Source organism: Microbacterium sp. MPR-TSA4, from assembly GCF_058792815.1.
The window spans coordinates 14,139-26,177 of record NZ_JBXAFF010000009.1 but is presented as its reverse complement, the minus strand read 5'-3'; the positions used below and the strand labels follow the sequence as shown (position 1 = coordinate 26,177).

11 protein-coding genes and 2 tRNA genes are annotated in these 12,039 nt (G+C 67.3%); 3 read left to right on the top strand and 10 right to left on the bottom strand.

Annotated features, from left to right (window positions below):
• Positions 1–101: 101 nt before the first annotated feature.
• From AC1Q49_RS06245 to dnaA, 10 genes are all read right to left on the bottom strand, one after another.
• Positions 102–530 (bottom strand): YdeI/OmpD-associated family protein, encoded by a 429-nt coding sequence (locus AC1Q49_RS06245; RefSeq protein ID WP_191009263.1) that lies wholly within the window; start codon positions 528–530, stop codon positions 102–104.
• Positions 531–583: 53 nt separating this feature from the next.
• Positions 584–656 (bottom strand) — tRNA-Ala (locus AC1Q49_RS06240).
• A 10-nt stretch (positions 657–666) separates the two neighbouring features.
• Positions 667–743 (bottom strand) — tRNA-Ile (locus AC1Q49_RS06235).
• 69 nt (positions 744–812) lie between these two features.
• Positions 813–1,214, bottom strand: a complete 402-nt coding sequence (locus AC1Q49_RS06230; RefSeq protein WP_060960835.1) for a DUF3566 domain-containing protein — start codon at positions 1,212–1,214, stop codon at positions 813–815.
• Positions 1,211–3,787, bottom strand: coding sequence for a DNA gyrase subunit A (gene gyrA, locus AC1Q49_RS06225; protein ID WP_060960834.1), 2,577 nt, complete (start codon positions 3,785–3,787; stop codon positions 1,211–1,213). Before gyrA ends, AC1Q49_RS06230 begins: the two co-directional genes overlap by 4 nt.
• Before the next feature lie 123 nt (positions 3,788–3,910).
• Positions 3,911–5,950 carry a DNA topoisomerase (ATP-hydrolyzing) subunit B gene (gene gyrB / locus AC1Q49_RS06220; RefSeq protein ID WP_060960833.1) on the bottom strand — a complete coding sequence of 680 codons (2,040 nt, stop codon included), beginning with the start codon at positions 5,948–5,950 and terminating at the stop codon, positions 3,911–3,913.
• A 123-nt stretch (positions 5,951–6,073) separates the two neighbouring features.
• A complete protein-coding gene (locus AC1Q49_RS06215; RefSeq protein ID WP_060960832.1) occupies positions 6,074–6,571 on the bottom strand; it encodes a DciA family protein in 498 nt (165 codons plus the stop codon).
• Entirely contained in the window at positions 6,564–7,760 is a 1,197-nt protein-coding gene (recF, locus tag AC1Q49_RS06210; RefSeq protein WP_205281915.1) for a DNA replication/repair protein RecF, read from the bottom strand. Before recF ends, AC1Q49_RS06215 begins: the two co-directional genes overlap by 8 nt.
• Before the next feature lie 49 nt (positions 7,761–7,809).
• On the bottom strand, positions 7,810–8,952 hold the full coding sequence (gene dnaN, locus AC1Q49_RS06205) for a DNA polymerase III subunit beta (RefSeq protein ID WP_060960830.1): 1,143 nt from the start codon (positions 8,950–8,952) through the stop codon (positions 7,810–7,812).
• Between the two features lie 470 nt (positions 8,953–9,422).
• Positions 9,423–10,841, bottom strand: coding sequence for a chromosomal replication initiator protein DnaA (gene dnaA, locus AC1Q49_RS06200; RefSeq protein ID WP_060960829.1), 1,419 nt, complete (start codon positions 10,839–10,841; stop codon positions 9,423–9,425).
• A 327-nt stretch (positions 10,842–11,168) separates the two neighbouring features.
• Between dnaA and rpmH the strand changes: the two genes are divergently transcribed.
• From rpmH to yidD, 3 genes are read left to right on the top strand one after another with little or no spacing between them, the layout of a single operon-like run.
• The gene (rpmH, locus tag AC1Q49_RS06195) at positions 11,169–11,306 is read left to right on the top strand and encodes a 50S ribosomal protein L34 (protein WP_005054680.1); all 138 of its coding nucleotides are present in this window, start codon (positions 11,169–11,171) and stop codon (positions 11,304–11,306) included.
• A gap of 10 nt (positions 11,307–11,316) precedes the next feature.
• Positions 11,317–11,655: a ribonuclease P protein component gene (gene rnpA / locus AC1Q49_RS06190; protein ID WP_101305164.1), complete on the top strand. Its 339-nt coding sequence runs from the start codon at positions 11,317–11,319 to the stop codon at positions 11,653–11,655.
• Positions 11,652–12,038, top strand: a complete 387-nt coding sequence (gene yidD / locus AC1Q49_RS06185; protein ID WP_223849537.1) for a membrane protein insertion efficiency factor YidD — start codon at positions 11,652–11,654, stop codon at positions 12,036–12,038. The genes rnpA and yidD overlap by 4 nt, the downstream gene beginning before the upstream one ends.
• Position 12,039: the final 1 nt, after the last annotated feature.

The window sequence follows — 12,039 nt, the reverse complement described above, 5'->3', positions numbered from 1 at the left end:
TGAACACGCTATGAGAGGCCCATGGACCCTCGCGTCCCCCTAGAGGATGATCCGCTCCGCGGCCCGGGCGTGTCTCGCCGCCGCGTGGCGGATGTCGGTGCTCAGGCGAGCTTCGCGACGATCGCCGCGATACGGCGCGCCCGCGTCTCCTCCGCCTTCGCCGACAGCACGTTCGTGACGTGGGCCTTCCGCGCGCTCGGTGCGAGCGCGTCGAATGCGGCGCGAGCTCCGGCATCCGCCAGCGCGCCGGCCAGGTCGTCGGGGAGCTCGACGGTGCGCGGTGCCGTGTCGAGCTCGAGGACGACCTCGATGGCGTCACCGCCGGCCAGGCCCGTCGCCGCCCGTTTGTCGGATGAGAAGGGGATCAGATGCCGCCCGCCCATCACCGCGAGGGTGCTCGGGTAGGTGAAGCCGTTGACGGTCACGGAAACGGCGGCACGACTGCCCCCACCCAGTCCGTCGACGATCTCGGGCGGCACCACGATCCCGGTGTTGTTGCCCTGCTGGAACAGCGTGGTCTCAAAGCGCATGCAGTGAGTATCCCAGCGCACGACCAGCGGCGGAAGACGGGGCGAGATGTCTGTGGAGCCTAGGAGATTCGAACTCCTGACATCCTGCTTGCAAAGCAGGCGCTCTACCAACTGAGCTAAGGCCCCGGACGGGAAGTGGTGGGGCTACCAGGACTTGAACCTGGGACCTCTTCATTATCAGTGAAGCGCTCTAACCGCCTGAGCTATAGCCCCGTCCGGAGGCGGCGTCTCCGCCGTCAACCTCCAAGACTTTACCCGACGAGCGGGCAAACCAAAAATCGGTCAGTTGGAGGTGAACCCGACGAGCAGGCCGCCGGTCACCTTGACCATCAGGTTGTAGATCCCCGCGATGACGGCGCCCAGCACGGTGAGCACGATGAGGTTCAGGATCGCGACGACCGCGGAGAACGCCATCACCTGCGGGAGGTTGATGACGTCGCTCAGCTTGAAGTTGTCGTCGAACGCCGTGAACAGCTCGTCGAGCTTGCCGATCAGACCCGTGGTGCTCAGCACCATGTACACGAGGAAGCTCGCCACCACCGTGACGATCGCCAGGGCGACCGCCGCGAGGAACGACAGCTTCACGGCGGACCAGAAGTCGACGTAAACGAGGCGCAGGCGCACCTGCTTGGCGCTGGTCTTGCTCGATGACTTCTTGGCGAGCTTGTCGGCTACCGTGCTCATGCGTCAGTGTCACTTCCTTCGGGGCGTGAAGCGGGGGGTTCTTCGGCGTCTGCCGTCTCGGCCGAGTCATGCTCCTGACGGAGAGCTCGCTCCGAATTACGGGCGATCGCGAGGATGCGGTCGTCGTCATCGGGACGGGCGAAAACCACTCCCATGGTGTCGCGACCCTTCGCAGGCACCTCGGCCACGGCAGAGCGTACCACCTTGCCGCTGGCAAGAACCACCAAGACCTCGTCGTCCTCACCCACGATCAGACCGCCCGCGAGAACGCCCCGATCCTCGTTCAGTTTGGCCACCTTGATGCCCAATCCGCCGCGACCCTGGAGCCGGTACTGGTCGACCGCGGTGCGTTTGGCGTAGCCGCCTTCGGTCACGACGAACACGTACGCGTCGTCCTTCGCGACGGATGCCGACAGCAGCATGTCGTCCTCGCGGAAGGACATTCCCTTCACGCCTTCGGTCGAGCGTCCCATCGGCCGCAGCGACTCGTCGGTGGCCGTGAAGCGCAGCGACATGCCCTGGCGGGAGATGAGGAGGATGTCGTCGGTGTCGTCGACCAGCAGTGCGCTGACGACCTCGTCGCCGTCCTCCTCGTCCTGACCGCGCAGGCGGATCGCGATGATCCCGCCCTGACGGTTGGTGTCGTACTCGCTGAGGAAGGTCTTCTTCACCTTGCCGTCGCGGGTCGCGAGCACGAGGTACTGCGCGACCTTGTAGTCGCGGATGTCGAGGATCTGCGCGATCTCCTCGCCCGGCTGCAGCGCGAGCAGGTTCGCGACGTGCTGACCCTTCGCATCGCGGCCGGCCTCGGGCACCTCGTACGCCTTGGACCGGTAGACGCGGCCCTTCGTCGTGAAGAAGAGGAGCCAGTGGTGCGTCGTCGTCACGAAGAAGTGCTCGACGACGTCGTCGGCGCGCAGCTGGGCACCCTTGACGCCCTTGCCGCCACGGTGCTGCGAGCGGTAGTTGTCGCTGCGCGTGCGCTTGATGTAGCCGTCGCGCGTGACGGTGATGACCATCTCCTCCTCGGGGATCAGGTCCTCCATCGACATGTCGCCGTCGAAGCCGTGCAGGATCGTCGTGCGCCGCTCGTCGCCGAACTTGTCGACGATGCCCGTGAGCTCTTCGGCGATGATCGTGCGCTGACGGCCCGGCGTGACGAGGATGTCGTTCAGGTCGGCGATCTGCGCCTCGAGCTCGGTCGCCTCGTCGATGATCTTCTGGCGCTCGAGAGCCGCCAGGCGGCGCAGCTGCATCGCGAGGATCGCATCGGCCTGCACGTCGTCGATCGCGAGCAGCGACTTCAGACCCTCGCGCGCCTCGTCGACCGTGGGCGAGCGGCGGATGAGCGCGATGACCTCGTCCAGCGCATCCAGCGCCTTCAGGTACGCGCGCAGGATGTGCATGCGCTCTTCGGCCTTGCGGAGGCGGAAGCGCGTGCGCCGCACGATGACCTCGACCTGATGGTCGATCCAGTAGGAGATGAAGCCGTCGAGGGCGAGCGTGCGCGGCACGCCGTCGACGATCGCCAGCATGTTGGCGCCGAAGTTCTCCTGCAGCTGCGTGTGCTTGTACAGGTTGTTGAGGACCACCTTCGCGACGGCATCCCGCTTCAGCACGATCACGAGCCGCTGGCCCGTGCGGTCGCTGGTCTCGTCGCGGATGTCGGCGATGCCGGTGATACGCCCGTCGCGGGCGAGGTCACGGATCTTCAGCGCGACGTTGTCGGGGTTCACCTGGTAGGGCAGCTCGGTGATGACCAGGCAGGTGCGCCCCTGGATCTCCTCGACGTTGACCACGGCGCGCATCGTGATCGACCCGCGGCCCGTGCGCTGAGCCTCGCGAATGCCCTTCGTGCCCAGGATCTGGGCGCCCGTCGGGAAGTCGGGACCGTGGATGCGGCCCATGAGAGCTTCGAGCAGCTCCTCGCGGGTGGCATCCGGGTTCTCCAGCGCCCACAGCGCTCCGTCGGCGACCTCGCGCAGGTTGTGGGGCGGGATGTTGGTGGCCATGCCGACCGCGATGCCGACCGAGCCGTTGACGAGGAGGTTGGGGAAGCGCGAGGGCAGGACGACGGGCTCCTGGGTCTTCCCGTCGTAGTTGTCCTCGAAATCGACGGTGTCCTCGTCGATGTCGCGGACCATCTCCATCGCGAGCGCGGCCATCTTGGTCTCGGTGTACCGCGGGGCGGCGGCGCCCTGGTTGCCGGGAGAGCCGAAGTTGCCCTGTCCGTCGGCGAGCGGGTAGCGCAGCGACCACGGCTGCACGAGGCGCACGAGTGCGTCGTAGATCGCGCTGTCACCGTGCGGGTGGTACTGGCCCATGACCTCGCCGACGACGCGGGCGCACTTGTTGAAGCTCTTGTCGGGACGGTACCCGCCGTCGTACATCCCGTAGATGACGCGGCGGTGCACCGGCTTCAGACCGTCTTCGACGCGCGGCAGCGCGCGGCCGACGATGACGCTCATGGCGTAGTCGAGGTAGCTGCGCTGCATCTCGACCTGGAGATCGACCTGGTCGATGTTGCCGTGGTTGTGCCCGGCGTTCGGGTCGGGGCGTTCTTCGTCAGTCATGTCTTCTCGTTCTCACAAGGGTCGGGGTGCGTGTGTCGCGTTTCGAGTCGTCGCTGCGCTCCTCGCTCGACGATCGGATCGAACCCGACCGGTCGTTGAGCGAGCGCAGCGAGTCGAAACGCATCAGATGTCGAGGAAGCGGACGTCCTTGGCGTTGCGCTGGATGAAGCTCCGGCGCGACTCGACGTCCTCGCCCATCAGCACCGAGAAGATCTCGTCCGCCGCGGCCGCGTCGTCGATCGTGACCTGGCGGAGGGTGCGGGTGTTGTGGTCCATCGTCGTCTCCCACAGCTCCTTCGGGTTCATCTCGCCCAGACCCTTGTAGCGCTGGATGCCGGAGTCCTTCGGCATCCGCTTGCCGTTGGCCAGACCGTCGGCCAGCAGCGCATCGCGCTCCCGGTCGCTGAACACGTACTCGTGCTCGGCGTTGGACCACTTCAGCCGGAACAGCGGCGGCATGGCGAGATAGACGAAGCCGGCCTCGATGAGTCCGCGCATGTAGCGGAACAGCAGCGTCAGCAGCAGCGTCGTGATGTGCTGGCCGTCGACGTCGGCATCGGCCATGAGCACGATCTTGTGATAGCGCGCCTTCGCGACGTCGAAGTCCTCGCCGATCCCGCAGCCGAACGCCGAGATGATCGCCTGGATCTCGTTGTTGCCGAGCGCGCGGTCGAGCCGCGCCTTCTCGACGTTGAGCACCTTGCCGCGCAGCGACAGGATGGCCTGGGTCTCGGGGTCGCGGCCGCGCACGGCCGAGCCGCCGGCCGAGTCGCCCTCGACGAGGAAGATCTCGCTGATCGAGGGGTCTTTGCTCGTGCAGTCCTTGAGCTTGTCGGGCATGGATGCCGACTCGAACACGCTCTTGCGCCGCGCCGTCTCCCGCGCCTTGCGGGCCGCGAGGCGCGCGGTCGCGGCGTCGATCGCCTTCATGATGACCCGCTTGGCCTGCGCGGGGTTGCGGTCGAGCCAGTCGGTGAGCTGGTCGCCCACGACCTTCTGCACGAACGCCTTGGCCTCGGTGTTGCCGAGCTTCGTCTTGGTCTGACCCTCGAACTGCGGCTCGGACAGCTTGACGGAGATGACCGCGGTCAGACCCTCTCGGATGTCCTCACCGGTGAGGTTGTCGTCCTTCTCCTTGAGCAGGCCCTTCTCGCGCGCGTACTTGTTGATGTACGTCGTCATCGCGGCGCGGAAGCCCTCTTCGTGGGTTCCGCCCTCGTGGGTGTTGATCGTGTTGGCGAAGGTGAAGACGTTCTCCGTGTAGCTCGTCGTCCACTGCATGGCCAGCTCGAGGGAGATGTGGCGCTCGGTGTCTTCCGACTCGACCTCGATGATCTCGTCGTTGACCACCTCGGCCTTGCGGATCTTGTTGAGGTACTCGACGTAATCGACCAGTCCGCGCTCGTAGTGGAAATCGTCGAACGGCTGCTTCTCGACGGCCTGCCCGTCTTCGCCGTCGACGACGTAGGCCGAGGAGGCGCGCAGGTCGCTGAGCGTGATCCGCAGACCCTTGTTCAGGAACGCCGTCTGCTGGAAACGGGTGCGCAGCGTGTCGTAGTCGAAGTCGGTGGTCTCGAAGATCGAGGCGTCGGGCCAGAACGTGATGGTCGTGCCGGTCTCCTCCGTCGCCTCGTCCTCGCTCAGCGGAGCCTGCGGCACGCCGCCGTCGCGGAACGACTGGCGCCAGACGTGCCCCTGCCGGCGCACCTCGACGTCGAGGCGGGTGGACAGCGCGTTCACCACCGACGAGCCGACGCCGTGCAGACCGCCGGAGACCGCGTACCCGCCGCCGCCGAACTTGCCGCCGGCGTGGAGCACGGTCAGCACGACCTCGACGGTCGACTTCCCCTCGGTCTTGTGCATGTCGACCGGGATGCCGCGACCGTTGTCGACGACACGGATCGCCCCGTCCTCGAGGATCGTCACCGTGATCGTGTCGCAGTAGCCGGCGAGGGCTTCGTCGACGGAGTTGTCGACGATCTCGTACACGAGGTGGTGCAGGCCGCGCTCACCCGTCGAGCCGATGTACATGCCGGGGCGCTTGCGCACCGCCTCGAGGCCCTCGAGCACCTGGATGGCGTCGGCCCCGTACTCGTTCTCGACCTTCTGGGACTGCTTCGGCGGAAGTTCCTGGGGAACGCTGTCGGGGGTGTCGGACGTCATAGGTTTCGAGCGCTCCTGAATGGTCGATCAAAGACGTCTCATTCTACCCCCAGTCACCCCTCGAAAGCCCGCAGAAAGCCCCTGTGGCGCCCTGAAATCGTTCCGGATGCCGTCGGACCCTCCTCAGCCGTAGGTATCGCGAGGACCCCGCCCTGGAACGGCTCTGGGGCCCCATTTCCACGAGGGGACGTCCGGCCCGACGAATCGGACGTTCTGCACACCGGCATCCGGGAACCGTCTCATCAGCTGAGTGACGATCTCGGCCCGCATCAGCTGGAGGTTCTTCGCCCACGCGGTGGAGTCGCACTGCACGGTGAGCAGCCCGTCGGACAGCGCCACCGGATGAGCGTGACGCGCCGTCTCCTCGCCCGTGACGTCCGTCCACTGCAGCACGAGGTCCTCCCGCGCCAGCTGGGTGTCCCACCCCGACTGACGTGTCAGATCCGCCAGTACGTCGGCCACGCCCTTGGGATCGCGCCCGGGCGCGAACGGCTGCTTGTCGTCGTCCTCGGCCGCACGTCTCTTGCGCCGTCGCGCGGTCCGCGGCGAGGGCTCGAGACCGCGCAGGCGCAGATACGTGCCGATCGTCTCCGGCACCATCCCCGGCACCTCGTCACTCATCGACGCCTCCCGTCGTGGCGGGTTCGATGATCGTCCCCGCGACGACCCGCACGGTGCGCGCGCGCAGCGCGCTCGGCACATCTTCCTCCACCGCCGCGGTCACCACCACCTGCTCGTATCCCTCGACCAGGCCCGCCAACCGGGCGCGGCGATCCGTGTCGAGCTCGGCGAACACGTCATCGAGGATGAGGACCGGATCGCCCAGCTGCGACTGGGCGCGCAGCAGCTGCGCAGACGCCAGACGCAGGGCGAGGGCCACCGACCACGATTCGCCGTGCGATGCGTAGCCCTTCACCGGCAGGCCCCGCACGCGCAGCAGGAGGTCGTCGCGGTGGGGTCCGACGAGAGTGAGCCCGCGTTCGAGCTCGGAGGAGCGGCGCGCGGCGAGCGCATCGCGGAAGTTCTCGCGGACCTCCTCCGCGCTGAGTCCGGTCACCGCTGTGCGGTCGCCCGCCTGGTCGGCCTCGTCGTCGTCGACGTCGGGGTCCGCGCCCCCGATCGACAGCATCCACTCCAGCTCCGGCCGGTGATCCTCGCCGGCGATCGCGCGGTACGCCTCGGCGACCGGGCCGGCGAGGTCGTCGGCGAGCACCGAGCGGGCGCGGATGACGTCGGTGCCCAGCTGCACCAGCTTGTCGTCCCAGACGTCGAGCGTCGTCAGTGCATCCGCGCGGATGCCGCGGGCGCGCGCGGACTTCAACAGCGCGTTGCGCTGCTTGAGCACGCGGTCGTAGTCCGCCAGGACACCCGCCATCCGCGGAGCGCGCTGGATGAGGAGCTGATCGGCGAAGCGGCGACGCGCGGAGGGGTCGGAGCGGACGATCTGGAGATCCTCCGGCGCGAAGAGGACGACCTGTGCGTAGCGCGGGAGCTCGGCGGTGCGGACGGCCGAGCCGTTGACCCGGGCCTTGTTGCTGCCCGACCGGTTGAGCTGGGCCTCGAGCAGCACACGACGTTCACCGTAGGCGAGACGCATGCGGACGATCGCGGCATCCGCCCCGTCGCGCACCATCGGGGCATCCTGCGAGACCCGGTGGGAACCGAGTGTGGCGAAGTAGCCGATGGCCTCGGCGAGATTCGTCTTGCCTTGACCGTTGCGGCCGACGAACACGTTGGCGCCCGCCGCCAGAGTCACATCGGCGGCCGCATAGTTGCGGAAGTCGACGAGGCTCAGCTGTTCCACGATCACCGATCCAGCCTATGCGGCAGCGCCGACGCCGGTCGGAACGCGAGGATCGTCAGCGCAGCAGGAGATTCGGCTGCAGCAGGTACTTGAAGCTCTCCGGGGTGCCCGAGGTTTGCGGCGTGATGAGCACCGGGCTGAGCTTGTTCGCGTTGTCGCTCGAGGTGAACGTGATGCGCGCGAACTCGCTCTTGACGGCGCCGAGCGCTTCGAGCAGGTACTGCGGGTTCAACCCGAGCGTGACCTCCTCACCCGCGAGGGTCGCATCGACGGACTCGGTCGCCCGCGCCTGCTCGGTGCCGGACGCATCCATCGACACGCCGTCCTCGGTGAAGGTGAAGCGCAGCGGAGCGGAACGGTCGAGCACGAGGGCGACGCGTCGCACCGCCTCGGCGAGCTCGGCCGTGTTCACGACGGCGTAGTGGTCGGTCTGCTCGGGGAACAGCCGACGCACGGGCGGGAAGTTGCCCTTGATGAGCAGCGACGTCACGGTCTTGTTGCCGGCGGTGAACGCGATGATCTCCCGATCTCCCGAGCCGGAGAACGCGACCTGGATGTCACCCGAGTGGGCGAAGGTCTTGCCGACCTCGGTGAGCGTGCGCGCGGGGACGAGCGCGGTCGTCGACTCGTCGCCGGCGACACCGCCGCCGTCCCAGGCGACGTCGCGCAGGGCGACGCGGTAGCGGTCGGTCGCGACGAGGCTCAGCTGCGTCCCGGCGACCTCGAGCTGCACACCCGTCAGCACCGGGGTGACGTCGTCGCGGGACGCGGCGAAGGCGACCTGGGCGATCGCGGTGGCGAAATCCTCCGCGGGGACCAGACCCGACTCGCCCGAGACCTCGGGGATCGCGGGATATTCCTGCACCGGCATCGACGCGAGGGTGAAGCGCGCGGAGCCGCAGCTGAGGACGATGCCGTCGTCCTCACCGACCTCGATCTGGATCGGTGCGTTCGGCAGACGGCTGGCGATCTCCGACAGGAGTCGGCCGTGGACGAGGATCGTGCCGGGCTCGTCGACGGTCGCTTCGATGGTCGTCCGCGCCGAGGCCTCGTAGTCGAACGCCGCCAGCGACAGCCCCTCGTCGGATGCTTCGATCAGCACACCCGCCAGGATCGGCTGCGGGTTCCGCTGCGGCAGGAGCTTGACGACGAATGACACGGCCTCGCTGAACACATCGCGATTCACGTGGAACTTCACTGGCGCTCCCTTGACGTCGAGTAGGGCCCTCCCATGCTAGTGCCCCGACCGGAACGGATTGTCCCGGCATCCCGTCGACCGCCTCCGACGCCTCGCACCGCAGAGGTGATCGAATCGGATTCTCTAAGGAAGGTCTCTGTCATGGTGTTAACGGCTGTGGAAACTGTGGACAACTCCGCCGATCCCAGTCGCGACAGGGAAACCACACGCGTGTAAGTTGTGGGCGCGATGCGGAGAGCCGGTGCGGACGCGATCGTGCACCTCGGTCGAGACATTCTTGTCATCCACAGCTTCGGGCCATCGACTCACAAGAGTCCACGGGGAAGTGGAGTTATCCACAGCCTGTCCACACTGTGCAGAACGCGTATATTGGCGGCGCCCGCCCGCCGATGTCAAGCACTCCGCACGCAGAAGACCCCCGGTTTCGTGGCCGGGGGTCTTGAGGGCCGCGGGATGCCGCGGGCGAGAGGTCAGCGTCCGACGCGGCCGAGCTGCGTGGTGATCTCGGAGACCTGGTTGTAGATCGAGCGGCGCTCCTTCATGAGCTCGCTGATCTTCTTGTACGCGTACATGACCGTGGTGTGATCGCGATTGCCGAACAGCTGGCCGATCTTCGGCAGGGAGAGACTCGTGCGCTCGCGGCACAGGTACATCGCGATCTGACGGGCCGTGGCGATCGACTGCGACCGGCTGGATCCGTAGAGGTCGTCGACCGACAGGCGGAAGTACTGCGCCGTCGCCGTGATGATGTCGGTCGGCGAGATGACGTTGGCGTCGTCGGTGTCGACGATGTCGCGCAGCACCGTCTGGGCGAGGGAGATGTCGAGATTGGAGCGGTTCAGGCTCGCGAAGGCCGACACCCGGATCAGCGCGCCCTCGAGCTCGCGGATGTTGCTCGACACCTTGGTGGCGATGTACTCGAGCACCTCGTCGGGGACGAGCAGCCGTTCGGACTGCGCCTTCTTGCGGAGGATCGCGATGCGGGTCTCGAGGTCGGGGGCTTGGACGTCGGTGATGAGGCCCCACTCGAACCGGCTCCGCATGCGGTCCTCGAACCCGGTCAGGTGACGCGGGGGGACGTCGCTGGTGATCACGACCTGCTTGTCGTGGTCGTGCAGCGTGTTGAAGGTGTGGAAGAAGGCCTCCTGGGTCTCGGCCTTGCCCTGGAGGAACTGGATGTCGTCGATGAGAAGGATGTCGACGTCGCGGTAGCGCGCCTGGAAGGCGGATCCGCGGTTGTTGGCGATCGAGTTGATGAAGTCGTTCGTGAACTCCTCGCTCGAGACGTACCGGACGCGGATGCCCGCATACAGACTGAGCGCGTAGTCGCCGATCGCATGCAGCAGGTGCGTCTTGCCCAGACCCGAGTCGCCGTAGATGAACAGCGGGTTGTACGCCTTCGCCGGCGCCTCGGCCACGGCGACGGCTGCCGCGTGGGCGAAGCGGTTGGACTGGCCGATGACGAAGTTGTCGAAGCTGTACTTGGGGTTCAGTCGCGTGTCGTTGCGCGACGGCGCGGCCGCGGTCTCCACGTAGTCGTCCGCCGCAGGCCGCGCGATCGGCACGGGAGCGGATGCCGACTGCACCGGGACGGGCACGGTGAGGTGGGCGTCGGCGAGCTCCGGGTTCACCACGACCCGGAACGAAGATGCGGCCGGCTCGGCGTCGACCCGCGCGAGCGCCTCCATGATCGGTGCGCGCAGCCGCTTGTTCAGCTGTGCGGCCGTCAGGTCGTTCGGCACGTCGAGGTACAGGGTGCCGCTCATCACGCCCTGCGCGACGGCGAGACTGATGAATCCCTGCAGCTGGGGGGTCACCCGTTCGTCGCCCGACAGCTCCTGCAGCACTGCGGTCCAGACGGGGACATCCGGAATATCGTGCTGTGACATGTCCCCTCCGGGGGTGCGATCGGTGCGGCACAGGCGATCGTGAACGACGATCGAGCCTGTGGATAACTACCGCAGTCACGGTAGTCAGCGACCCTGTGAAGAGCAAAATCCACTGTAGATCCGCCCCGCGTGTCTTCACCAGACGCTATCCACAGTCCGTGGATAATGTGCCGTCCGGCTCGGCCGGTTTGAGTTCTCGTCGCTCTCGACGTAGCCTTAGTCGGTTGACTTATGCCCTGGGGTGCCCTCGGACGCCCCCGGACAGTCCCTGTACCCCGTGTCCCCGGTCTAGAGCGTTCGGGTGACCGCCGATCCGGAGTGATCCTCATGAGCAAGCGTACGTTCCAGCCCAACAACCGTCGTCGCGCCAAGAAGCACGGCTTCCGCGCCCGCATGCGCACGCGCGCCGGCCGTTCGATCCTGTCGGCGCGCCGCGCCAAGGGTCGCACCGAGCTGTCCGCCTGATCCGACGAAAGTGCTGGCGCGCGGGAACCGCATCACCCGCGGGGCGGAGTACAAGACCGTCGTCCGCAGGGGCGTCCGCTGTGCCGCGCCGCACACGGTGACCTACGTCATCGCGTCCGCCGAAGACCGCCCCGCGCGGTTCGGCTTCATCGTCAGCAAGCAGGTCGGCGGCGCCGTCACGCGCAACACCGTGCGACGTCGGCTGAAGGCCGTCTGCGCCGAAGCCCTTCCCGGCGTCGGCCGTGGAGCGGATGTCGTCATCCGGGCACTTCCGTCCGCGGCATCCGCCGACTTCGCACAGCTGCGCGCGGAGGTCACGCGCTGCCTCGCCCGACGGGCCGCGGCGTGAGCACCTCGACACTTCCCTCCTACGCGCTCGGCTCCGGCCGGCTCTCGCCGACGTCGGCGCTGCGTGCGGTGCCGCTGCTTCCCCGCAACGCCGGGCTCGTCCTCCTGCACGCGTACCGTGCGACGATCTCCCATCTCTACGGCGACGTCTGCAAGTACTACCCGTCGTGCTCGGCGTACTCCGTCGGGGCTGTGCAGCAGCACGGTCTCCTCAAGGGATCGGCGCTCACCGCAGCTCGCCTCGCGCGATGCCACCCCTGGGCCCGTGGTGGAATCGATGACGTGCCCCCGCACGCGCACTTCCGACACGAGCTGACCCGTCATGGGTTCGTCGTGCCATCCACAGACGACGGGTCCGCGGACTCCTCGCCGAGAAAGGACTGAT

Excerpts from the sequence above, each read along its gene's own strand:
- AC1Q49_RS06245 (WP_191009263.1), bottom strand. The coding sequence starts at position 530 with ATGCGCTTTGAGACCACGCTGTTCCAGCAGGGCAACAACACCGGGATC.
- AC1Q49_RS06230 (WP_060960835.1), bottom strand. The coding sequence starts at position 1,214 with ATGAGCACGGTAGCCGACAAGCTCGCCAAGAAGTCATCGAGCAAGACC.
- gyrA (WP_060960834.1), bottom strand. The coding sequence starts at position 3,787 with ATGACTGACGAAGAACGCCCCGACCCGAACGCCGGGCACAACCACGGC.
- gyrB (WP_060960833.1), bottom strand. The coding sequence starts at position 5,950 with ATGACGTCCGACACCCCCGACAGCGTTCCCCAGGAACTTCCGCCGAAG.
- AC1Q49_RS06215 (WP_060960832.1), bottom strand. The coding sequence starts at position 6,571 with ATGAGTGACGAGGTGCCGGGGATGGTGCCGGAGACGATCGGCACGTAT.
- dnaA (WP_060960829.1), bottom strand. The coding sequence starts at position 10,841 with ATGTCACAGCACGATATTCCGGATGTCCCCGTCTGGACCGCAGTGCTG.
- rpmH (WP_005054680.1), top strand. The coding sequence starts at position 11,169 with ATGAGCAAGCGTACGTTCCAGCCCAACAACCGTCGTCGCGCCAAGAAG.